26 protein-coding genes are annotated in these 21,331 nt (G+C 49.5%); all 26 read left to right on the top strand.

The genetic code is table 11. The features are described from left to right. Positions 1–153 precede the first annotated feature (153 nt). The 26 genes from ACSAMM_RS04385 (at position 154) to ACSAMM_RS04260 (ending at position 21,308) form a co-directional block, all read left to right on the top strand. Positions 154–771 (top strand): TetR/AcrR family transcriptional regulator, encoded by a 618-nt coding sequence (locus ACSAMM_RS04385; RefSeq protein ID WP_457790041.1) that lies wholly within the window; start codon positions 154–156, stop codon positions 769–771. Between the two features lie 195 nt (positions 772–966). After that, positions 967–2,082 carry a hypothetical protein gene (locus ACSAMM_RS04380; protein ID WP_457790039.1) on the top strand — a complete coding sequence of 372 codons (1,116 nt, stop codon included), beginning with the start codon at positions 967–969 and terminating at the stop codon, positions 2,080–2,082. A 13-nt stretch (positions 2,083–2,095) separates the two neighbouring features. Further along, the gene (locus ACSAMM_RS04375) at positions 2,096–3,571 is read left to right on the top strand and encodes a DUF6138 family protein (RefSeq protein ID WP_457790037.1); all 1,476 of its coding nucleotides are present in this window, start codon (positions 2,096–2,098) and stop codon (positions 3,569–3,571) included. Then, the gene (locus ACSAMM_RS04370) at positions 3,568–4,950 is read left to right on the top strand and encodes a DUF6138 family protein (RefSeq protein WP_457790035.1); all 1,383 of its coding nucleotides are present in this window, start codon (positions 3,568–3,570) and stop codon (positions 4,948–4,950) included. Before ACSAMM_RS04375 ends, ACSAMM_RS04370 begins: the two co-directional genes overlap by 4 nt. Before the next feature lie 11 nt (positions 4,951–4,961). Next, positions 4,962–5,804, top strand: a complete 843-nt coding sequence (locus tag ACSAMM_RS04365; protein WP_457790033.1) for a DUF2262 domain-containing protein — start codon at positions 4,962–4,964, stop codon at positions 5,802–5,804. Positions 5,805–5,822: 18 nt separating this feature from the next. Continuing rightward, positions 5,823–6,047: an Imm17 family immunity protein gene (locus tag ACSAMM_RS04360; RefSeq protein ID WP_457790031.1), complete on the top strand. Its 225-nt coding sequence runs from the start codon at positions 5,823–5,825 to the stop codon at positions 6,045–6,047. 12 nt (positions 6,048–6,059) lie between these two features. Continuing rightward, the gene (locus ACSAMM_RS04355) at positions 6,060–6,599 is read left to right on the top strand and encodes a hypothetical protein (RefSeq protein ID WP_457790029.1); all 540 of its coding nucleotides are present in this window, start codon (positions 6,060–6,062) and stop codon (positions 6,597–6,599) included. Between the two features lie 41 nt (positions 6,600–6,640). Beyond that, positions 6,641–6,844: a hypothetical protein gene (locus ACSAMM_RS04350; RefSeq protein WP_457790027.1), complete on the top strand. Its 204-nt coding sequence runs from the start codon at positions 6,641–6,643 to the stop codon at positions 6,842–6,844. A 40-nt stretch (positions 6,845–6,884) separates the two neighbouring features. Further along, positions 6,885–7,472, top strand: coding sequence for a hypothetical protein (locus tag ACSAMM_RS04345; RefSeq protein ID WP_457790025.1), 588 nt, complete (start codon positions 6,885–6,887; stop codon positions 7,470–7,472). A 12-nt stretch (positions 7,473–7,484) separates the two neighbouring features. Next, positions 7,485–7,655: a hypothetical protein gene (locus tag ACSAMM_RS04340; RefSeq protein ID WP_457790024.1), complete on the top strand. Its 171-nt coding sequence runs from the start codon at positions 7,485–7,487 to the stop codon at positions 7,653–7,655. A gap of 46 nt (positions 7,656–7,701) precedes the next feature. Further along, complete coding sequence (locus tag ACSAMM_RS04335; protein ID WP_457790022.1) at positions 7,702–8,844, top strand: hypothetical protein; 1,143 nt, start codon at positions 7,702–7,704, stop codon at positions 8,842–8,844. 31 nt (positions 8,845–8,875) lie between these two features. Next, positions 8,876–9,955 (top strand): ankyrin repeat domain-containing protein, encoded by a 1,080-nt coding sequence (locus ACSAMM_RS04330; RefSeq protein WP_457790020.1) that lies wholly within the window; start codon positions 8,876–8,878, stop codon positions 9,953–9,955. A gap of 64 nt (positions 9,956–10,019) precedes the next feature. Further along, the gene (locus ACSAMM_RS04325; RefSeq protein ID WP_457790019.1) at positions 10,020–10,370 is read left to right on the top strand and encodes a hypothetical protein; all 351 of its coding nucleotides are present in this window, start codon (positions 10,020–10,022) and stop codon (positions 10,368–10,370) included. Positions 10,371–10,387: 17 nt separating this feature from the next. Then, on the top strand, positions 10,388–11,221 hold the full coding sequence (locus ACSAMM_RS04320; protein WP_457790017.1) for a hypothetical protein: 834 nt from the start codon (positions 10,388–10,390) through the stop codon (positions 11,219–11,221). An 82-nt stretch (positions 11,222–11,303) separates the two neighbouring features. Further along, the gene (locus ACSAMM_RS04315; protein ID WP_457790015.1) at positions 11,304–11,954 is read left to right on the top strand and encodes a suppressor of fused domain protein; all 651 of its coding nucleotides are present in this window, start codon (positions 11,304–11,306) and stop codon (positions 11,952–11,954) included. Positions 11,955–11,980: 26 nt separating this feature from the next. Next, complete coding sequence (locus ACSAMM_RS04310) at positions 11,981–12,736, top strand: hypothetical protein (protein WP_457790013.1); 756 nt, start codon at positions 11,981–11,983, stop codon at positions 12,734–12,736. A gap of 22 nt (positions 12,737–12,758) precedes the next feature. Continuing rightward, complete coding sequence (locus ACSAMM_RS04305; protein ID WP_457790011.1) at positions 12,759–13,310, top strand: SUKH-3 domain-containing protein; 552 nt, start codon at positions 12,759–12,761, stop codon at positions 13,308–13,310. 26 nt (positions 13,311–13,336) lie between these two features. Further along, positions 13,337–15,769, top strand: coding sequence for a DUF6892 domain-containing protein (locus ACSAMM_RS04300; protein WP_457790009.1), 2,433 nt, complete (start codon positions 13,337–13,339; stop codon positions 15,767–15,769). A gap of 15 nt (positions 15,770–15,784) precedes the next feature. Then, positions 15,785–16,408: a hypothetical protein gene (locus tag ACSAMM_RS04295; protein WP_457790007.1), complete on the top strand. Its 624-nt coding sequence runs from the start codon at positions 15,785–15,787 to the stop codon at positions 16,406–16,408. 41 nt (positions 16,409–16,449) lie between these two features. Next, complete coding sequence (locus ACSAMM_RS04290; protein ID WP_457790005.1) at positions 16,450–17,310, top strand: NADAR family protein; 861 nt, start codon at positions 16,450–16,452, stop codon at positions 17,308–17,310. A gap of 9 nt (positions 17,311–17,319) precedes the next feature. Next, entirely contained in the window at positions 17,320–17,697 is a 378-nt protein-coding gene (locus ACSAMM_RS04285; RefSeq protein ID WP_457790003.1) for a hypothetical protein, read from the top strand. Between the two features lie 46 nt (positions 17,698–17,743). Continuing rightward, positions 17,744–18,445, top strand: a complete 702-nt coding sequence (locus tag ACSAMM_RS04280; protein ID WP_457790001.1) for a hypothetical protein — start codon at positions 17,744–17,746, stop codon at positions 18,443–18,445. 14 nt (positions 18,446–18,459) lie between these two features. Next, on the top strand, positions 18,460–18,735 hold the full coding sequence (locus ACSAMM_RS04275) for a hypothetical protein (RefSeq protein ID WP_457789999.1): 276 nt from the start codon (positions 18,460–18,462) through the stop codon (positions 18,733–18,735). A 13-nt stretch (positions 18,736–18,748) separates the two neighbouring features. Continuing rightward, positions 18,749–19,753 (top strand): hypothetical protein, encoded by a 1,005-nt coding sequence (locus tag ACSAMM_RS04270; protein WP_457789997.1) that lies wholly within the window; start codon positions 18,749–18,751, stop codon positions 19,751–19,753. Between the two features lie 11 nt (positions 19,754–19,764). After that, on the top strand, positions 19,765–20,724 hold the full coding sequence (locus tag ACSAMM_RS04265) for an NTF2 fold immunity protein (protein ID WP_457789996.1): 960 nt from the start codon (positions 19,765–19,767) through the stop codon (positions 20,722–20,724). Positions 20,725–20,738: 14 nt separating this feature from the next. Then, entirely contained in the window at positions 20,739–21,308 is a 570-nt protein-coding gene (locus ACSAMM_RS04260) for a hypothetical protein (protein WP_457789995.1), read from the top strand. Positions 21,309–21,331 lie beyond the last annotated feature (23 nt).

Here is a 21,331-nt window from a genome sequence, read left to right as displayed (position 1 = left end):
TTTAAGTTGATATTACCTGCTTATTTTAAAGAACTTATATTTACATTTCATTCACAAATTTAGGATTGCGTTTATACATTATTCTAATGTATAATAAAATAAATACTATTTTATTATTTTATATTTTATATTGTTAAATGGGGGCATAAAAATATGCCGCGAAAATCTTATTCTATTGAAGAGCGCCAACGAGTGAAGGAAGCATTAATGACTACTGTCCTTCAGTGCATCATAGATAGAGGTCTGATCCATAGCAGCATTGATATTCTGTGCAGGAAAGTAGGTATATCAAAAACCTTTTTTTACACTTTTTTCTCTTCCAAAGAAGAATTGGTCATACAGGCTCTTCGGTATCAACAACCCAAACTGATCTGTTATGCGCAAAGTCTGATGGATGACCCGAATCTTAGCTGGAGAGAGGGAGTAAAAATCTTCCTGAAAAATTGTTGCTATGGAGCCAAAAACGGGGTTGCGGTTTTGTCGATAGAAGAAGAAGTGGAAATATTCCGCTGTCTCTCTGCGGAAAATTATAATGCCTTTCAACAGGAGCAGATTGTTTTTTACAGCAAATTGCTCTCCGTTTTCGGACTTCCTGTGAACAGCATTGATCCCCGTTTATTTGGAAATATGGCCCTTAGCATGATGATGGTCTACAAAGCAATTCCTGATACAATGCCTTTTCTCTTTTCAGAAGTTGCAGAGGATATGGTAGAGTTCCAGGTCAACGCACTAATAGATGAGATGGAGCGAGTCAAAGAAAAAACAAGGTGAACAAAAGATGTCCAGAAATAAAATTTTATATCCTATAAGATTACAAAGCAATCAAATACATCTAAACTTTAGAAAAGGCCGGATTTTTACAACCGACTTTTGGCTCTGTGCGGCCTTTTCGCGCCTTGCGTCAGCCTGTTTACCATGCGGGATGTCGCAGGGCGTTTTTCTATCTTCTGAAAGGAGTCAAAGAATATGAGTTTAAAATATACCTGCCCAAGCTGCGGAACTCCCCTGAGCTATGAGGGTTTGTGTTGGAAGTGTAAGTGTGAACAGGAGAGAAAGTCTACGCTGGCCTGGACACCGGAACAAATCATAGAGAAACAGGAAAAACTGATGGTGAACATACAACGGCTGGGTGATATGGAGGATCCGGAACTCACAGACTTCTGGCAGCTACTCAGTTACCGGGATGCTATCACACCAGAGATTCAACGAGCTGCTTTTACTGCAGGGGTATTCTTTCCCTGTGAGCTCTATTACCGTGCCCCGGCAGATTTGCGGGATGGTCTGATCGCCGCTCTGTTAAAAACCGAGAATGCCCATGAAGCGGCCAATCTGATGTGCTGTCTTGCCTTCCAGGGAGATGATAAGGCAATGGAAACGCTGCTGGAATTGGAGCGAAATCCACGACCTTGGCGCAAAGGACTCTATGTAGACCCATCTATCTATGCACAATGTGGCGGCTGGACCTTTGACAAAGAAGGTCATCGGACACAGCTCAATTTCGATACCTGTTATCCCATGATCAAGGGTGATCCTGGCGAAGCAACTCCTGTTCGCATCGGTCGAGTCCGAGAAGATACCTGCCCTCACTGTGGCTGCCAAATGGTGGACATACTTGTGCTGGATGGCCGGGATGAACGGCTGAAGTTTCTAGGACTGGATGGTATTTTAACTGCCACCTGCTGCCCCAACTGTGTCGGTTTTTTAAAAGGTCCCGCATTTAACAGCTTTACTCTGGACGGCAGCGTAGAGGTATTTCCCTCGGAACTATTTGACGGTGCGGAAAAGATGGATTGCTATGTGCGACCGGAGGACTACAAAGCCCTCACCGAAAATCTATTTATACTGGACAAAGCACCTGTACCCTTGTTTTACGGTTCTGCTTGTGAAGATGTGAATACGGTAGGAGGCTTTGCCAACTGGGTACAGGATGCGGAATACACCACTTGCCCGCACTGCGGAAAGCCGATGAAATACCTTGCGCAAATTCAATGGGATACCGTGATGGACGGCACAGAAGGAACTCTTTATATCGAGTTCTGCCCAGAGTGCCAAATTGTTTCCATGCAGCATCAACAGACCTAAGAGGTGATTGAATATGAATTTACCAAAGCGCAATAGTGCAGACGGGCGCTGTTACTGGATGAAGCCCGAGGTACAGGAGGAACTGCAACCGCTCTTTGACCAGTGCATCCAGGATGCCATTGACGGGAGAATCACGCGGCTTGATTCCCTCTGGCCGCCGGTAGTGGTCAGCAGCGAAGGCGCGCCCTTTGCGGTGCACGATCTGGTGAGAAAATGGATTGAAACCCAGCGAGCGGAAACCATGGATGCGGAAAAAGCCATCGCCTTCAGCGAAAACCTGCGCCGCCAGAGCCGCTGGGGTGAAATTGACTATTATTTGATTGACCTGCTGAAACGGGAATTACAAGAGAAGTATTTTGTCGGGACAGGCAGTGAAGATGACTACTGGAAAGAACAGGAATATTCCCTAAAACCGGGTATCCGTGCGGAGGATCTTTCAGAAGAGCTATTGCGCTTTGCCTGCTATGTGGCGGTGAGCTATAAGATATATGGAGCGAACTATGAATATTTTTCAACCAATTATCTCTTGGGCTTGGTGGAGAAAGTCCGTCCTGATATGGTGAAAAAGCTCCGGGAAAATGGAACCGGCAGGCTACCGATCTCTCTGCAAAAGAGGAAAACAGAGCACTTCACTGCATCGGCCAACGATGCCTTTGCCGTTATCCGTATTACTGCCAGGGACAACACAGAGGAATGCTGCCATGAAGTGCTGGACTATCTGTGTGAGGTTCTTTCGCAGGAGGATTTTCCCCGCAGCTATGCGGTGGAGTTCAAAGGACCGGAAAAGAGATATCTTCCCATCACAGGACTGCCCAAAAAGGGAGTAAACCAGCTTTTTGCCTGTGCCGTGCAGTACCCCGGCCTCCATCCCCTGATGGAACGGTACGCTCGGCTTGCCATGCGGCAATATGAGCAGTACACCAATCTCAGCGATGAGCAGTGCGCACTCCCCGGAAGTTTTGCCGTGTTCGCCCTGGGAATGCTGGGGCAAGAGTGGCGGCAGCTGGTATGGGATTATCTCGATCTCTGCGATGATGAGCACTCCCACTTACAGGAAAAATTCCTCCGGGAGTATGTGAAACAGTTCGGATTTACCGCCGATACTGTCCCTGTATTTGTCCGTGGGGTGCTGTCCATGCAGAACATGAAGTATTCCAAGGACTATGCCGCGTGGATGGCAAACGCAGAAAGCCTGGACGCTCTGCTGGAGGCAAAAATCCACCTGTCCGAGATCGTTCCAAGCGGTTTTTCCTCCGACGAGGATGACGATGATGACGAGGACGAGGAACCCACCCTGGAAACAGAATCCAGCCCAGAGGAAGTGCTGCAATACGCATGGGAAACGGTCTGCTATGTGATCTGGGGCAAAGCCAGCGCCAAGGGTGGTCAAAAAGTGGTGGAAGCAGCTCCGGAGGAACTGAAGGAACTTTACCGACAGATTTTTATTCCGATAACGGAGAACCTGGAAGAAAGTGGTGGCCTGCTATGAGTTTGCCGAAACGTGATGGCGTACATGGCCGTTATTACCTGATTCATAAACCAGATACGAACCCAGAAGTGCTGGAACACGCCGATCAGTGCATTCAGGATGTGTTGGATGGAACCGCAAAAGAAAATCATTCCGGCTACCCGATGGTAGTTCGGAACCAAAGCGGAACGCCCTTTCTTCCCAGCCAACTGCTGGATCGGTATCTGTCCAAACTGCCTTTGAAGGGGTTTCCCTACGAGGAGGCGGTTGTATTCTGCGATGCACTGCGGCGGTTGGTGGGCTGGAAAGAGATTGATTACACACTGGAGCAATACATCAAACACCAAGTGCAGGAGAGGTATTTTGAGGTTGGAGAAAAAGAGGATGATTTTACGCCTTACCCGCCTTGTACCGTGTGGCCGGAACTGCAGCCGGAAGATGTGGACGAAAACCTGCTGCGCTTTACCTGTTATGTCGCGGTCTGTTCTACGGTGTATGGTGCCAGCTATAATACCATTACAACCGAACACTACCTCAATCTGGTTTCCCAGATTCGCCCGAATATGGTAAAACAGCTGAAAACGGGCGGCAGCGGCCAATTGCCAAAGGACATTCAGCGGCGTAAGACGGAGCATCTCACCGCATCGGCCAATGATGCGTTTGCTACCATCCGCATCACCGCCAGGGATTCTACCGAGGAGTGCTATGCTGAAATCCTGGACTACCTGTGTGCGGTGTTGGAGCAGGAGGAATTTCCCCGCAGTTACTCGGTGGAGTTCCGTGGGAAGGAAAAACTCTATCTGCCCATTCCCCGCCTGCCCAAGAAAGGAGTCAATCAGCTCTTTGCCTGCGCCGTGCAACATCCAAATCTGCATCCGGCTATGGAGCGATACGCTCGTCTGGCTATGCGAGAGTTTGAGTGGTACCAAAACCTCGCAGATGAAGCCTGTGCGATGCCCGGCACCTTCGCCGTGTTTGCTCTGGGGCTGGAGGGACCACAGTGGTGTTCGCTGGTGTGCGACTATCTGGATCTGTGTGATGACGAACATTCCTCTTTACAGGAGAAGTTTGTTCATGTTTTCATCAAGAAGTTCGGATTTACGAAACAGACTGTGTCTGTATTGGTCCACGGTGTCCAGTCTATGCAAGGTATGAAACCAGCCAAGGAGTTCCGTACTCTGATTGCTAATGAGGAAAGTCTGAATGCTCTGCTGGAGGTCAAGGGTCATTTAGAGGACTACCTGCCGGAAGAAAATCGCCAGGACAAAAGATCCCAGGACTTTCTCTGGCAAGATGTGCTTTGGGGCATTTGGGGGCAAGCTGCGCAAAATGGCGGTGGTAAGGTTATCAAAGCAGCTCCTGCACATCTGCGGGAGCTGTATGAACAGATTTTTCACTGAGGTGGAACATTATGAAAAAGAGAACAGTTAAGGACTTTATTGCCCTTTATAACTCAGATGATGAGGAAAAATTGGTGCTGATCCAAAGCGGTACCAGTGCGGATAAAACATTTCTGGATAACTTCTGGTCAGCTCATACCTGTGCCCTTGCTATGGCAGATGCGCAGACCGGTCAAGTGATCTCTGACCGCTGTTACCTGAACTGGCCATTAACAGATAAAGAAAGAGAAGCCGGTGAGTATTCCAATCGATTTGCTAAAGGAAAGGTCTATCGTATCAAGGTTCGAGGTTGGAAAGGTACTGCATTCAGCGAACCCCAGTGGTATGTTACCGAAGTGCTGGAGGAGGATGTTCCCTGCCCGGCTCTGGAAGATATCTGGGCGGAGTACATAAAGCCCATTGTTATTGAAGATGAGGTGCTGGGGACTTTGACGCTGGATCGGGAAATGAGTTTTTTCAATGGAACCTGCCGGTGGATGGGAAAAGAAGTCCAGATTTCTCTGGATGTTGACATTGAAAATAAAGCCTCCTGGACCCGTGTCAGAAATGTGATGAAGAAACTGATAGATGATCAGGAGACATGGAATAAAGCCTTGCGGGGTTTTGCCGCCAAAAAGCTTACCAGTCTGGCCAACGAGTGGCTGGCGGATAATGATCAAACAGATCGGAATCCTGAAAAAGACCCCATCACTGAAGATGAGTTTGGAAATCGTATTATTTTAACTGAGTTTTCTGTTTCTCCGGGCGGGCGTTTTACCGCTTGGTATGAAGACGACGATATGTTCTGGGGCCATGTAGTTATTGTAGAAGCCACGCTAAAAAAAGGCCCTATATCTGCTGATATACAGGGATAAGGAGAGGAGGAAACCTAAATGAACAGCGAGCAAATCACGGCTTTTTTACAGGAACATTGGAACTGGGTAACCCTGATTATTGGTGTTGTCCTGCTGATCGGGGCGATCATGAACTGGAACTGGCTCTGCGCCCCCACCGGCAAACCGGACTCTCACCGCTATGGTCGTGGTTCTCGGCGGGTGATCTTCTTTCTACTGGGGATTGTGCTTATTGTAACCAGCATCATGGCCTGGGTGCTGTAAGGAGGACGAACGATGAGTGAAAAATATCCCACCTGGCTCACCGGCCATGTGAAAGAGTGGGCGCAGAAACGCCTGCCCACCGTGACACTCTCTTCTACCACTGGCAATGAACTGCTGGAGGTTTGGTATTACGGAGATTTGCTCACGGTGAAAGGAGAGCCCCAATTCTATATTGTAGATAGCGATGAAGCCCCCGGACTGGTGGCAGCTCGCGACCCAGAGAGCGGCGAGGAGTTTGTCATCTTTGATGGTGGACGGCATGGCTATGACAATATGTTCTGCGATGAACGTGATCCATCCGAACTGAAGAATCGTCCCCTCAAGAGGTATGAGATTCCCGCCTCCAAGCTGGTGCTGGAGCTGGGGTACAGCGTAGACTACGAGGACGAAAAAGAGGACTTCGAACCGGATGAAGCGGATACCGTAGAACTGATCAACGGCGAGCGTATGCCCTGGGATCAGGTCAAGCGGGATGGTATTGACTATATCGCCCTTTACTATGTGAACGAGAAAGGAAAGCAGATTCAGATCCTAGACGCAGAGCTGGCGTAAGTACAGCTATTCTATCCTTTGCTAATCCGAGGAGGTACCCCATGACTCAAGAACAACAGCTCCGTCTCTACCGGCTGATGGAAAAGCTCAACTGGTTTTTCCATCAGGAGATGCACTATTTGGATAAAGAGATTGCGGAACAAACTGCACGGGAGTGTTATCCGGAGATTCGGGAGTTTACATATGATATTTTATGGAATGACCTGCCCAAAGAGGTACAGGAGCAGCTAATGGACGAGGATTAACCCTCAATGAATTTGAGCTGGCTGAGGAGGTTGAGATACAATGTCAGTAACCGCTTATAAAGTTGAAGCCGTCGGTCATGACCGAACCGGCGAAGACTATGGCTATGTAAATATCATGTACCGATATGGCAACAAGCAGTCCTGTCCTCGGCCAGATCAATGTGAAAAGATAGAGGTCATGTGGGCGGATGAGAGTGTCTACGGACCGCCTGCTCCTGGCAGCAAGGTGGGCGATTTTATTATGACTTGGCTGATGGGTTCCCAGAACTGTGGGGTGTTTACTCACCGTCAGATTGCCCAGCGGCTCATAGATACCTTCACCGGTCTGAAGGTCAAGGAACTGACATGGTTTGAGAACCCCAGAGAAAAGACGCTAAAAAACGGCAAACCACGTGTGCGCCGAGCTAAATGGCTGCCAGATTGCGAAGTGGATCTGGTGTACCTCTATTCTGACCACTATATTGACGCAAGAGAACCGATTACTACTGAAACTGACTTTTTCACAGTCACAAGGATGGACTCTTGGGGAATGAGCACCTGGTTCATGTGTACCTCGGAGGCCGCCGAGAAGCTGATCGCCATGGATTACGACAATCTGGCCGTCAAGGAAACCACCATTGTGGGATAGGAGGAACGTGATGTGAAAAAGCTATTACTAATACTTTCCGTTATTCTGACGATTCTTACATTCGCAGGCGCAATTTATGTCTTAACATCAAACGGGAAAGCAAATGCAGGATACGCAGCAGTACCATTGTTATTTGATATTGTGTGCATTGGCGGTTACAAAGCATACAAAAACAAAGAGTAATTGATATATAAGATAATCAGAAAAAAAGGAATGGGTGTAAATATAGATGATGAGGTTAGAACAACTGCCCCCTAAGGGCGTAAAGCGAGAACAAGCCATCTTGGAGCTGGGCAAGAATGAAGCAAACGGCGAACTGCTTCTCCAGCTTGTGAATACAGAAAATGGCAAGTGCAAAACGGCAGCTCAGAAGGCTTTGGCGCAGCTGGAGTATGCCCCTGCTGCCCCATTGTGGGCCAAACTGGTCAAGGGCAAATGGATGGGCAGCAATATCATGTCAGATGCCTGCTCCGACTGTGTATCGGAGCAGATCGCGCCAGTTATTCTGAAGACTCTCTCCCAGCTGCTGGACGAGGGGGACACAAAGCCACTGGATATAGAACAACTGAACTTCTGTTTCCATTTGATGTTGGGGAAAGCCTCACCCAAAATGCTGGAGGTCTATCGCTTTCTGGCGGAAAACATCCAGCGGATCGCCCAGCTGAAACGCGCCCCAGTTTATTCTGATGATGATTGTACCTCCTGGTGGATTACGGACGGGCTTCGTATTTGGGATGCCACACCCAAAGAAAAAGAGAAAATTCCCGCTGTGGTACTGACCGCCTCCCTGATCCGCAACCCGGATGAGCGGCTGCAAGCATTGGCTGATGAGCTGAATGAACGCTACGGCGGCAGCTGGCTGATGCCGGTCTTTATGAAGGCGATCATCACCCAGCCCAAGGAGCAGGTGTATGAGACCTATTCGCCCCTTCTGGATACGCCGCAAAAAGGCTATTTGTTCCATGCACTGGGAATGCTCCATTACCGCTGTTATCCGGAAGACTGGACCTTTGAACGCCTGGGCCCGGATGGAATGATCGCTCTGATTTTCTGGGGTTATTACAGCTATGGAACCTATGACACAAGGTTCATGTTTGAACGGTATGTGGAACTGGATGAGCGGTGGCTCTTTGATCTGGCTAAAGACCCGGAAGGACGTAAGCCTACGGTGACATGGCAGACCTACAACCGAGGCGGTGTTCTGTATGGAAGCTACGACGAAATGTTCATCAGTCTGCTGCCCCGTAAGGTGGAAAACCCGGAACTGAAGCGCGTTCTAAGGGACTACTTCCGTATTCGCAGCGAAAAAGTGAGAGTGGAAGAAAGTATTACTGTTTACAAAGACGCTGCTGAGCGGTTCGGAGATAAATAAGAATTGAAACAACAACGAAAGTAGGTGCCTTATGTACCAAATTGCATATATTGGCCGCTGGGAGACCCTTCCGGAAACGGCTGCTGCCATCTGTGACCATGACACTCCCAAGCTGGAAGCAATGCTTCAAGGTGGGTTGGAGCTGAATGCTCCCATTCAGCTCAGCGAGTATATCAAACTCACACCGCTGGAGATCGCGGTTTTTCGGAATGATGTGCCCATGATTCACTTCCTGCTGGAGCATGGAGCTGATCCCGGTCTGGCAGAGGAACAGCCCCTTCTGCTCACCGCCGCCCGCTGTTGTGGACCGGAGGTGGTGGCGCTCTTTGCTGGACAGGCCGCAAAACTCAGCCCGAAGCAGAAAGAGCGGGCCTTCCAGGAAGTGCGCTGGGGCAAGCGCCCGGAGAATATCCAGGTGTTGGAGCAAGCCGGAATCACAGTGGACAAGTTTGGCGGCGAGGCATTCCGGGCCGCTGTGTCCGATGGCAATACCAAACTCGCCCGACTGCTTCTGGAAAAAGGAGCAGACATCAATTATCACAAGCCGGACATGGTGTTTCCGAACGCTTCCACCGCTGTCACCGAAGCTGTCCGACACAAAAATCTCCCCATGGTGCGCTGGCTCATTGAGCAAGGAGCTGACATCACCATTGCTGACAAATACGGCGACCGGCCTTACACCGTGGCGGTGCAGAATAAAGATCAGGAGCTGGCCGACTACCTAAAGGCTCTGGAACCGGAAGACTGGCACAACGAGCAGGAAAAGACCCGGCAGCTCATGCCATACAAGTTACCAGTCAAACTGATGAAGTACCTGAAAACCGGCCCCCTGCGGCTGGAATTCCCAGAGCAGAAATGGGTAAAATGGATGGAGTTTTACTCCTTCATGGATGTGCAGGAAATGACCTGGAAGCGGAAGAAGCTGCTTTCCCTCATGGTTCAGATGGATAACTACAGCGACTATCTGTTGCTGTGGAGCCCCAGGGACAAGAAACTGTGGTACTTGGATATAGAGCATGAGGAATTCCACCCTCTGGCCAAATGGGACGACTTCATTGCTGATCCCGGAAAATATCTTAATGGAATGATTGAGGGCGAGTTTGAGGAATAAGGAGAGAACACAAATGACAAAGGAACAACTCTTATCTTTATGGAATGCGGACAACTGGGAGGTAATGAGCTGTGGGGTCTACTTTACGGCTCACCGGGCAGGTAAGGAACTTTATATCAACTGCGGTGATTATACCGAGGAAGAGGTTCTGGCCTTTCCCTTCTGGGAGCGGTTGATTCAGGAACTGGATGAGCTGGATCGACAGGCCCATGAGATCTTGCAGAAAGAATTTCCAGATGATGAGGACATCCCCGGTCTGCCCCTGACCGACATCACGATAGACAAGTCCGGCTGCTGCGGGACATTTTCCCTCTGCTACGATACTGGGGACTCTCCGGCTGGGGAACTCTATCTCAATGTGTCCTTTGACGAGCAGTTCGTGCCAAGCCCGAAGGTTGGCTACGACACCTTTTGATACAGGGAGGCTCCCCTATGGCATTAAAATTGAACTTTCGTGAAGTTACCCCAGAAGATACCGAAATTCTTCGTATGATAGCGTTGAGAAACGGGAAAGCAGAAGATTGCCTTTGCTGCGATGTTACCAATGAGGATGGTGTAACGCAGACTACCTGGTATAGTAAGGCGGATGTGGCCCTCTGGGGTGAGGATTATATCCGGGCGAACACCACAATGAAGTACAGCGATTATAGCGGATGGATCATCATTCTGGATATGGAGCCGTGGAACGATGCGCAGGCATCGCCGCGAAAAAAGAAGAAACGGGCTTCCTTTCCCCAAATCCCTACCTGGCTGGAGGGCCATGTCAAAGAACGGAAACAAAAGCGCCTGCCCACCGTGACCCTCTGCTCTGCTACCGGAAATGAACTGCTGGAAGTGTGGTATTACGGAGATTTGCTCACAGTAAAAGGAGAGTCCCAATCCTATATCATAGATAGCGGCGAGGCTCCCGGACTGGTGGCAGCCCGCGACCCAGAGAGCGGCGAGGAGTTCATCATCTTCGACGGTGGGCAGCATGGCTATGATAATATGTTCTGCGATGAACACGATCCAGCCCAACTGGCGCACCGCCCCCTCCAGCGATATGAGATCCCAGCCTCCAAGTTAGTGCTGGAACTGGGCTACAATATCGACTATGAGGATGAAAAAGAGGACTTCGAGGTAGACGAGGCTGATACCGTGGAACTGGTTAACGGTGAGCGGATGTCCTGGGAGCAGGTCAAACGGGACGGCATTGACTACATTGCACTTTACTATGTGAATGATAAAGGAAAAAAGGTGCAAATTCTGGATGCGGAACTGGCATGAGTACAACAGGACTGTTTTAGTGAAAATTTGATGATTACTGGTGTTGATGATGTAAGCTGAGAAAAGAAATAAGGTGTGATCAATGATTATTGGAAAGTATTTGGAGAATCCAGCATTATATAGTCCTGATGAACTTGAACAATTGGACAAGCATATCGAAAAATATTTTGGAAAAGCCACAACAGTGGTTCATGAATTTTTCAGCGAAGATATTCATGTGGATGTTTCCATCATTTCGCCCCATGAGGGACACAACTATTATACTTTGGTAACCACGGGTATGGGTGCGTTTTCGATGAAAATCCCAAGTGAATACCAAGAGGATGGCCTTCCCTCCCGGATAGAACTGATGATGTGCCTACCGCCTGACTGGAACCCGGAAAGCAAGGAAAGCCAAGAAAATTGGCCGATAGAACTGCTTCGCTATTTAGCAAGGTTTCCAATCATAGAAAGCACTTGGCTGGGCTATGGGCATTCTGTTCAAAACGGAACGCCATACGCAGATAATACATTGCTGGCAGGGTGTGTTCTTTTAGGCGTACAGGATGCGCCGGAGGGTGCTGCTGTATGCAAGCTTTCAGATGGAAGTTGGGTCGGTTTTTATCAGGTGATTCCTCTGACAGAGAACGAACTGGAATACAAGATTCAACATAGTACAGATGAAATGCTGGACTACATGGAAGATGTAGACCATGTTGTATATTTCCAAAGACCGGATACCAAGTTTGACTAACACAGAAGAATAAGGAGAGAAGTAAAATGGAACAGGCATACTGTACCGCTGTTTTCTGGCGCGGCGGAGAAAAGATTGATCTAAATGGACTAAAACCAGATGCGGTACGGTGTCTGTCTGTGACGGGAGAGCGGAAGGTGAATCTGTCCTTCCTGCGAGATTATCCCAATCTGGAGGAACTGACCCTAATGGAAAAATGTGAGGGTGTAGAAGTTCTCTCCGAGCTAAAGCAGCTTCATACACTGTCCATATGGCTGTCGGCCCCTGTTTTCTGGCACAATGTTTCTCTCCCTGGCCTGCGTGTTCTCCACCTGCGCGGGGAAAAGAATGGCGACATCACCCCGCTTCTCTCCAGCATTACATATCTCCACTTGGAGGAAATGCGAAAAACAGAAGATCTTGCCCCTTTCCTGACTCCGGCGACCCGGCTTCAAAAACTCTATCTCCAGTCACTCCCAGCTGTGCAGGAACTACCGGCTCTGGATGGACTTCCGTCCCTTTATGCTCTGAAACTCTATGAGCTACATAAACTCAGTGATTTGTCCGCTCTCTCTCACAGCCATTTGCGCTACTTTGCCGCCTCTCTGATTGCGGATCAGCTCTCCGCCCAGTCGCTGGCAGATGCTGTGATGGCGATTCCCAATTTGGAGGCAGCCGCGCTCCAGCTGGTAGACCGCTCCGAGCGGCGCTATGGCGGTGTCCAAAAAGTCTTTGCCAACGCTGGCAAGTCCCCGCTGCTGCGGGAGGAAATCAGTGCTTTGACCACATGGCTGTCGCTATAACTATTGCAAAGGGAGACACATTATGATAAAAGAAAAAATTTCGCTGTCTGGCGACCTCAAAAACAAAGTCAAACAGCTGATGATATATGCTGGCTGGTATGAAGGTCGAAAAGTTGATATTTCCATTGCATCGCAATACTACGCCGAGCGAGGCGTTCCAATGATGAAAAGCACCCAGCGTTTTTACCACAAATACTTTGGGTTATGCTGTCAGTGGTACTTTTCTGGTGGAATGAAGCGTGCCGCAGATTTTGAGTTCGGTCTGTTTCCATACCTTATTAACGGAATCAAAGACCATTTGGAGGATACCTATTTCCAAAATATGTCTGGAGCAGAACTCGATGAAATTGAACAGATTGCCGGTGAACAGTGTCAGCCGATTGGACAAATTGGCTACTACTACCCAGCACAGGTTTGGACCTCGGAATTTGGAAAACTATACGCAAAATATGAGTATCAGGATGAGATTGAGTGCTTTTCAGATATTTTTGCTTTGATTGAGCGAGAACTAAAAAAATGCACGATTGATTCCGTTGCTATGAAAACTGTTGAAGCGCTGGATAATAAACTTTGAAATTTTCAAAAAGAGGGGGTACTTTTATGCCAGACTGGGCACAAATCATATCTGATGCGCTGGACATTCTGAAATTTGACGGAGCCGTACAGGACACTCTGACGGAACTTCGAGAAAAATGGGGCGCACAGGTCCCGGCGCTGCTGGATGAACGCTTTGATGCCGTTGGCGTTCAGTATATGAAACTATCCCATGAAAAAGGGGCGGCAGCGTTGGGACAGGAACTTTCTGCCTTCGGCTGGGCACTGTATAACCTGGACGATGAGGACGAGTATCTGTTTGCCTTGATCCCAGAGGAAGAACGCAGCGAATGGGAACACTACTGCAAAAAGCAGGGGCAATATTGTCACCTGATGAAACAGCAAGGACGGAAATGGGGCGACCATGCCAAGGAGCAGGACCCTGGGAAGGTGATGCCCTGCGAGGAATACATACTTCAGGATGAGTACGATTATTTCTTCAATTCTCTGGCGGGTGATTTTGCGGCGGGCAAATGGAAAAACCAGGATGCAGAAGAATGGAAAAGCGGCTGTGTGGCCGATCTGCGCCACCGTCCGCCGCAAGTAATCCGCTCCCACAGCTTGCCGCACCTTGGGTGCCTTACCTATTCCCCGGAACATGAACTATATGCTGCATCGAGGGCCGCTGGCAGCGGGACTATTGGCCGAGCATTACTGAGCAAGAATCCCGCCACGCTCAACTGGGCCGAACCGTCCCCCATTGGATATGACGGTCCACCCCAGACTCTGTGCTGGGCTGACCATTCGCTCTGGGTGGGTGATCCCACCAACGCTACACGGATTGAACTGACTGACCGGGGCACCTGCCAGGATGTGAAAAACTGGACTCTGCCGGAAGATGGATGGAGCACCAAATACCATTGCGGCATTACGACAGACGGGCTGGGTCGGGTCTACTTTTCCAACGAGTGGTACAAGGGACAGATTTACCGCTGGGAAAACGGCAAGGTAACAAAACACACTTTCTCTCTGGATGGATACGACCATCTCTCCGAGGCCGTTCCCGTTCCCGGCACAGGCCGCATTACCATGATCCACGCAGTCAGTGGCAAGGGGCGGATGGAAGAATGCCTGCTGGAACTGGACATGGACACCGGGCGGTGCCGAATTGCCCCCCTGCCTGGAATGGGCGAGGGGCTGAAACTTCGCTGGTTTACCGGGGACTGGCTGCTGGTGCAGGGAAATGGCGAAATCCTCTCCGATGACTTTGCCCAGCTCATCAACATGAACACCCGTGAAGTGCTGCGTATCCGCCCGGGAATGTTCGTCGGGGAGAAAATGCAGCACATTGGAATACTCACCGATGGCACGGTGGTCATCGTCACCCGGCGGCATATGGTTGGACCAGTGTTTCATTACCCTATCGACTTCTGGGGTTTCCTTCGGACGGCAAACAAGCCCCAAAAGCTGGAATGGCGAGAGTACAAAGAAGTGTACCCGAATCTGCCCATCTTTCTACCACCCAAGGCCACGGAGCGAATAATCATTCTCAAAAAAGATAGCCTGACCATTCTGGGGTCGGTATTTACGCCGCCGTTTACCATGTCGCAGCTGGCAGAAAAGCTGGGGTCCGCCCGCATTGTCCTGCAAAATGGAACACGGAAAAGCCCCATTACAGGCCAGGAGAGTCCCTATACCCAGGCACTTGCTTTATGGGACGAGCTTGGACTACAGGGCTGGTTGGACGAAGATGAGCAGACCATCAAAACCCTTGGTGTCCGGGTAGCGGCACAGGGAGATTATGCGGTCCGGCAGACATTTGACGGAGCGGTTTGGATCGGGTCCAAGGACTACCGAGAGGCCAGCTGGAAGGATTTCGCCGGATTTGCCCATACCCTCAAATTAGGCGGCTTTACTGTTTATACCCGCTTGCCGGGTCCTGTTCCAGAGGATCAGTCAGCGCAGAAAGCCAAGCTGGAGGCACTCTCCGCTATGGTACAGATCAGCTGGAAAGAGCCAGAGAATAAGGCGGCGAAAGCACAGAAATACAAGTTATCCAAGCTGACGGAACCAGTGCTGCACTTTGATACCTTCAACTTCAAGCTGGCGGTCATGGAAGTCCTGATGTACGAAAAAGGCTTACTGGCTCCTAAACTGGATGTCCATGAGTTTGCCAGAGAGTATAGCCGACGCAAGATCGACATTGACGCGGAAGGATATGAACCCATCCCAGAGATTCGGAAGTGGCTGGAGAAATACCCTGTCCCGAAGCGGCTGGCTCTGGAGGTCACAGAAATCGAGATGGATGGAGGCAGCGAGATTTATACCCAGCTCTGTCCGTTCTGGGATGGCGAGGATGGAGCCTTTGATCTTAACACCATTACTGAAGCGGAACTGCGCCAGTTCCCCAATCTCAAACATATTACCCTCATGTCCTCCAAGCCGGAACAAGTGCTGCCGGTTCTGGAACGGTGCAGTATCAAGGTAGACTTGCTATGAGGTGATGCAACACAAATGCTTTTCAAGAAAAAGATTGTATTTACGGAAGGAATGAACGAAACACTTCGTTCTTTCGATGAAACGCCCTGGTTTTCCTGTTGTGGAGTTCCGTATGATAAACCATCGTATTACCCGTATATTCAGGAAAAGGACCCAAAACGAGCAGAAAAACTACTGCTGCATACAAAGAACTGCTCAGGAACCGTCTGCCTTACGAATTTGTTCAAAGAAGGCATTTGTCGTGCAGATACCTTTATTCTGCAAACGGCTGGGTGGAAGTTTTACCAGAATGAATTCATGCCATGTGTGGAGGCCAGTTGGCGCACTTATGAAAAAAGAGCATCGAAGGCAAATGGCCCCGATCTAAACTCGGTGGAAAAAAGATTCCTGCGTGATTGTGGCTTTCCTGACAGCATAGATCTTCAGTTGTGCCGAATGGCGCAATATTTGCTGGTTGAACAATACTTCTTTGAAAGGTTTCATCAGTTCCCTCTATTTTTCAGCCGGATCATTGATATTTACAAGGATGGGCATATCGTGCTCGGCTGGAATGGAAGATTTGCATCGCATGAAACGAATCTGGAAAATGAAAACGGAACTCCTATCTTACCAACAGACGGAAGTTTGATTATATGGTAGGAAAACAAGAACTTAATTGCTGTGAGACGAGGGAAAATGATATGGCACTACAAGATAAGAAAATAATGCCTCCCCCTTGGCTGACCCACCGTGAGATCGAACGATACTCTATTGGCTGGCGCATGGGCTATGGGGAGGATTACATATACCGATTTGGCGATTGGCTGGACACTCTCTCCCCGGATGAGCGGACGGAATACCGCACCCTCTTTCCCGAGCCGGTGACCTGGAAGGGCTGGTGGGATGACGAAGATAGCAGCGAAGTGCTGGAACATGGGGACTTCTGGGTGAATGCGTGGCAGCCGGAAGGAAGCCCTAAGTACACCCGTCAGTGGCTCCAGCAGGAGTTTACCGCTGGGAGAAAGCGAGAGCTGTGTCTGTTCTGGGGTCATCAGCCTGCCGAGGACGGTCAACTGACAAAAAGCTGCCTCAGCCAGTGGTGGATGGAGGATTTCTGGTCCGTTGCCAATACCTATCTTTGTATGGAGCAGTATATGATGGCAGGCAAGGCGGAACTGTTCGACGATCAGGAGATTCGGGAGCAAATTTTGAAATGCAGCGACCCGAAACAGATCAAGGCCCTGGGCCGCAAAGTGCGGGGTTTTGACCAGAAGGTATGGGACAAGTTCAAATACGCCATTGTATTGAATGGCAACTGGTGCAAATTCAGCCAGAACCGCGACCTGCGGGAATTTCTCCTCTCCACCGGAGATAGTGTGCTGGTGGAGGCCAGTCCCTACGATAACATCTGGGGGATTCGGCTTTCAGCCAACTCCCTAGAGGCGCAGGACCCGATGAAGTGGCGAGGGCAAAACCTGCTGGGCTTTGCTCTAATGGAGGTACGGGACGAACTGCGCCGGGTCACGCAGAATGAAATGTTGTGCGACTGGAACTCAGTCTGAGGTAAAATGATGGAATTATTTGCAAAAAGAATGACTTGGGAGCTGGACAATGAGGAAGGGCTGTCCTGCCTGTTCTTTGAATGGGAGGAAGGTTACTTTACACTCTCCCGCAAGACCGGTGCGGAAGCACTCCGCTTGGAAATGAATGATCCAGCCAATGGTCAGTTGATTGACCCGGACTGTATTGAATATGCCCTTGATAATACCAGGTTTCGTCTAAATATCGTGCGGAACAACCGAAAGGTTCTGCGGTATCTGGAAGAACACCACATCAACACGGAGTTGTATGGAGAAATCGTTCTTCACTACACTTCTCTCAGCAATCCACAGCTTGAATCATTATCTGCCGTGACTCTCAGACTGTTTTTCGGTGAACTACTTTTTTAGGTGAAAACAAAAGTGTTGTTGGCAGAAATCATGAGAGGGGATAACTATGGTTAAAATTCATCGTATTTGGTTCAATACGGAGAGAATAGACAGAGAGGATCATTACAAAATCACATTATTCAGTCGCCCTCGTGTATCTATTCATGTGGACGAGTACATTTGGAGTTTCATCGAAGAAAACATTGTGAAGCCACACAAGCTTATGCGCAGTGAGAAGCATGGGTATCTGTTGGACATTTCGTTTGATCAGTTTGACCCGGCAAAACACCGATATTTTCCGCTTTCCTCATACAACGGCTTGCTTCGGGAAGGGGTCGAGATGGACAGCGCAAACAGAAGCTATTTCCGCGAGGATTTTGCAGGCGGCAAGGATCGGACTACCTGGTTCTCTCCGAATAAAATATGGACAAACTGCGGCGACAAGGTTCTAAATGTGGACATCAAAGCCGCCAACGTGAGTGAGAATATCACCCCCAGGGAATACACAGATTTGCTTTTCGATGGAATTGGAGCGGCCTTGATATTCAATTTTAAAAGGCTCAAGCGCGAGGAGTTTGATGAGCTGAAGCCCAAGATTGACTGGAGCATCGTAGAAAGCTTCCCCTTTCCCGCCCCCTTTGAGGAACAGCGGTACATTGGGGATGAAGGCGAAATTCATGTGTATTCCTGGGATGGCCGGAAGGAAACGACCCTTGTTGGTCCCTATTCCGTACGGAAGTTGTACCTGGAGCACTTCGGAGAATCGTGAGGAGGAATTTTACCGTGCAAGTCTGGTCAAAAATGGATTTTGGCACTGGAGAGATTATCTTTTTGGATATCACGCAAAAAGAAGATATGCTGCAAGTGGAATATCCGAACTGTTTTCTGCTTGATATGGGCTGGTATCAGGACAGATACATCATTTCTATCATTCAAAATTTTGATTGGACGCATCCAGTCCAGCAGTATGAAACGGCGGAAAGGAATCAGCTTCCCAAGCTGTTGACGGAGGCGGTTCGCCTTGTGGAAAAGGAATCACAGTCTGCCGGAGCAATTTGAAAGAGGTCTTGTTATGAACGAGAATTTATTTCGCCCACAATTTGATAAATTGAAACTGTCCGATAAGCTCTGGCTGATGCAGACGCTGGCGACTCGTTATCGTTTGACATTCAAGGAACTATACGCCTTTTCACGCTGGGGACAAAGCTGCACCACCGGCCTGTTTGAAAAAGGTGGCCGGGAGTTTGTCTTTGTCCCAGGCGATACCGTGATTCTTGGCTGGGAGAGCTTTGTCCTAGGAATGGACAAAACCAATCAAGAGGAACTGGCGGATATTTTTGCGGAAATCGAATATGAGGGCACTGCGGAGGAATTTCTCCGGCAAGGCATGACCCCAGTACGCCAGGTGACCATCGGCCCCATGTTTGTGGGCAGAAAACTGGAGGAGATTGGCTGGGAAAGCGTTTCCATAAGCGACCCTCGCATCACTGCCCACCCCGACTGGCTGGAGAACTTGCAGAAGTGGGCGGGTCAGGACAGCCAGAGCTTTGAAATACACGAAACTGTCCGCTTTGAACGCAATGGTGATAGCTGGCGAGCGTGGCTGTGCCATCCAATGACCTACCCGGAGTTTCAGCGGTCTCTGTTGTGGGAGCTGGCAGCCAACCTTCCCACTCCGGATGAGTGGGCCTATCTGTGCGGAGGCGGATGCCGCACCCTGTTCCCCTGGGGAGATGGACTGGATTACTCCATGCATCTGCACCACTTTGAAAGCGAGGAAGATCAGGGCAAGCCATACGACATGGAGCAGGCTAACTTCTTTGGCCTGTCTATTGCCTACGACCCGTATAAGCGGGAGCTGGTAGACGGGAAAACATTGACCACCTGCGGCGGCGACGGAGGCTGCAATATCTGCGGAGGCATGGTTCCTTTGCTTGGATATTTACCCTGTTCCCCTCACTGTAAACCGGAGGTTCGGGAAGATAATGAGATTCACAATGACTATGACTTTTTCCGTCCTGTTATCCGGGTGCAGACATCCGGGTGGAGAATGGTAACAGATAGAGCACAGGAGTAAGGAGGTAAACTATGGAATGGCCAAAACGAGCACGAACAGTGGATTGGGAAAACGGTGTCCTAACCTTAGATGGAGAAAAGAAATTTGCTATTCCGGAGCTGACCGCAGAGATCATGGAGCAGCTGGCTGGTTACACCCTGGTGGGATTTCATGTGAAAGGCTATCCGGTAACGGATGAAATGCTCATCCCGTTTACCGCACATAAAAGCATGGTCAACTTCGGTGTGGAGAACGGCTCACTCACAGACGCCTGTTTCCCCGTTTTTTCCGCTATGCCCAAGCTGCGGATCCTGCTGCTGACTGGGAACGCCGGGATCGACGGAAGCGGCCTGTCCGCCCTGCAAAACTGTAAGCTGGACCTGCTGGCCCTTGACCATACTGGTCTGGATGATGCCGGACTGCTTCAGGCGGCTTCCATCCCCAAGCTCTCCCACATCTGGATCGACCATACTGCTGTCACTTATGAGGGCTTGCTGGCTGTCGCCGGCAATAACTACATCAAGCCGGTGGCCCATGTGCAGTTCACCAAGGAGCAAATGGAACACTTCTCCCAGCTCCAGCGAGAAAAGGCCAAAAAGCCCGTCCAGCTGGATGAGCAGGCAGCGTCGGAATGCCGCAGTGTGTTGTCCGCTTTCTTTGCCGAAATGACAGAATGGGAGCAGTACATGGAGCAGGTTGGGTTTGAAGATGCCGAGGCTGTGCCCCGCCTGCTGGCGATCTGGGAGAAGTATGTGAGCGAAAAGCCCCGTCTGGGCTATCGGCCTCTGGCCCTCTCATACAGCGCCCAGGGCACCTACAACGGGGAAGAATTCCTTGACGCGGAGCAGATCACTAAGAACAAGCTCTACATCTACACCAGAGAGAAAAATACCAGCTTTGACCGCCGCTTTCTCATGAAGCGCGTGGGCGAGGGTTGGATGATTGACGCGGTGCAGGAGCGGCTGGACGGCTGGCAACGGACAGGATTGTAAGGGAGGCATAATGGATGATATATAGGTTTACGGAAGTATTAAACGATCTTGTTAATTATTTTCTCCTTGGTGACATTTTGTTGCTGGAGGACTGGAAGCAGGCAAATCATCTGAAAGATGATTTAGCGATGGAGTTTACCACAAACGAAAGCGGCGACAGGGTATTTGCCGAAGGAATTGTAATCCCAATGACCGGTATTGAAAACTATCCCTATACCATATTGTTCAATCTCTCTGGTGATAGACCGGAGCTGTGCAAAGAAAGAAACCGATTGCAGCTTAGAAAAAGTGGCTATTCCCTCAAAGTAGATCATAATATGCTGATGCTTTTTACATGGCCAATATTGGAACAGTTTACGCCTGAAAAGGTGAAAGATCTGATTTCTTACTATAGAGTGCATAAGAAGCCGATGATTGAGCTTGCAAATGGCTGGTATCATATCGAGATTTTGGGTGGAGAAACCTTGCAGGACGGGGACTATGAACCTACATTTGAGTTTGTGATACAACCAGCCACAAATGAAGAAGCCACCATAAATGCAGATATGAATTTTAGCTTTGAAATTACAAGCTCTGCTTATTAGAGAAACCTATCCCTACCGAAGAT

The organism is Anaeromassilibacillus sp. SJQ-5, assembly GCF_054108045.1.
The sequence above is the reverse complement of the archived record's forward strand: the minus strand, read 5'-3'. Positions and strand labels throughout refer to the sequence as shown.

Bases quoted from the DNA above. Each gene is read 5' to 3' on its own strand.
- ACSAMM_RS04385 (WP_457790041.1), top strand. From the start codon at position 154: ATGCCGCGAAAATCTTATTCTATTGAAGAGCGCCAACGAGTGAAGGAA.
- ACSAMM_RS04380 (WP_457790039.1), top strand. From the start codon at position 967: ATGAGTTTAAAATATACCTGCCCAAGCTGCGGAACTCCCCTGAGCTAT.
- ACSAMM_RS04375 (WP_457790037.1), top strand. From the start codon at position 2,096: ATGAATTTACCAAAGCGCAATAGTGCAGACGGGCGCTGTTACTGGATG.
- ACSAMM_RS04370 (WP_457790035.1), top strand. From the start codon at position 3,568: ATGAGTTTGCCGAAACGTGATGGCGTACATGGCCGTTATTACCTGATT.
- ACSAMM_RS04365 (WP_457790033.1), top strand. From the start codon at position 4,962: ATGAAAAAGAGAACAGTTAAGGACTTTATTGCCCTTTATAACTCAGAT.
- ACSAMM_RS04360 (WP_457790031.1), top strand. From the start codon at position 5,823: ATGAACAGCGAGCAAATCACGGCTTTTTTACAGGAACATTGGAACTGG.
- ACSAMM_RS04355 (WP_457790029.1), top strand. From the start codon at position 6,060: ATGAGTGAAAAATATCCCACCTGGCTCACCGGCCATGTGAAAGAGTGG.
- ACSAMM_RS04350 (WP_457790027.1), top strand. From the start codon at position 6,641: ATGACTCAAGAACAACAGCTCCGTCTCTACCGGCTGATGGAAAAGCTC.
- ACSAMM_RS04345 (WP_457790025.1), top strand. From the start codon at position 6,885: ATGTCAGTAACCGCTTATAAAGTTGAAGCCGTCGGTCATGACCGAACC.
- ACSAMM_RS04335 (WP_457790022.1), top strand. From the start codon at position 7,702: ATGATGAGGTTAGAACAACTGCCCCCTAAGGGCGTAAAGCGAGAACAA.
- ACSAMM_RS04330 (WP_457790020.1), top strand. From the start codon at position 8,876: ATGTACCAAATTGCATATATTGGCCGCTGGGAGACCCTTCCGGAAACG.
- ACSAMM_RS04325 (WP_457790019.1), top strand. From the start codon at position 10,020: ATGAGCTGTGGGGTCTACTTTACGGCTCACCGGGCAGGTAAGGAACTT.
- ACSAMM_RS04320 (WP_457790017.1), top strand. From the start codon at position 10,388: ATGGCATTAAAATTGAACTTTCGTGAAGTTACCCCAGAAGATACCGAA.
- ACSAMM_RS04315 (WP_457790015.1), top strand. From the start codon at position 11,304: ATGATTATTGGAAAGTATTTGGAGAATCCAGCATTATATAGTCCTGAT.
- ACSAMM_RS04310 (WP_457790013.1), top strand. From the start codon at position 11,981: ATGGAACAGGCATACTGTACCGCTGTTTTCTGGCGCGGCGGAGAAAAG.
- ACSAMM_RS04305 (WP_457790011.1), top strand. From the start codon at position 12,759: ATGATAAAAGAAAAAATTTCGCTGTCTGGCGACCTCAAAAACAAAGTC.
- ACSAMM_RS04300 (WP_457790009.1), top strand. From the start codon at position 13,337: ATGCCAGACTGGGCACAAATCATATCTGATGCGCTGGACATTCTGAAA.
- ACSAMM_RS04295 (WP_457790007.1), top strand. From the start codon at position 15,785: ATGCTTTTCAAGAAAAAGATTGTATTTACGGAAGGAATGAACGAAACA.
- ACSAMM_RS04290 (WP_457790005.1), top strand. From the start codon at position 16,450: ATGGCACTACAAGATAAGAAAATAATGCCTCCCCCTTGGCTGACCCAC.
- ACSAMM_RS04285 (WP_457790003.1), top strand. From the start codon at position 17,320: ATGGAATTATTTGCAAAAAGAATGACTTGGGAGCTGGACAATGAGGAA.
- ACSAMM_RS04280 (WP_457790001.1), top strand. From the start codon at position 17,744: ATGGTTAAAATTCATCGTATTTGGTTCAATACGGAGAGAATAGACAGA.
- ACSAMM_RS04270 (WP_457789997.1), top strand. From the start codon at position 18,749: ATGAACGAGAATTTATTTCGCCCACAATTTGATAAATTGAAACTGTCC.
- ACSAMM_RS04265 (WP_457789996.1), top strand. From the start codon at position 19,765: ATGGAATGGCCAAAACGAGCACGAACAGTGGATTGGGAAAACGGTGTC.
- ACSAMM_RS04260 (WP_457789995.1), top strand. From the start codon at position 20,739: ATGATATATAGGTTTACGGAAGTATTAAACGATCTTGTTAATTATTTT.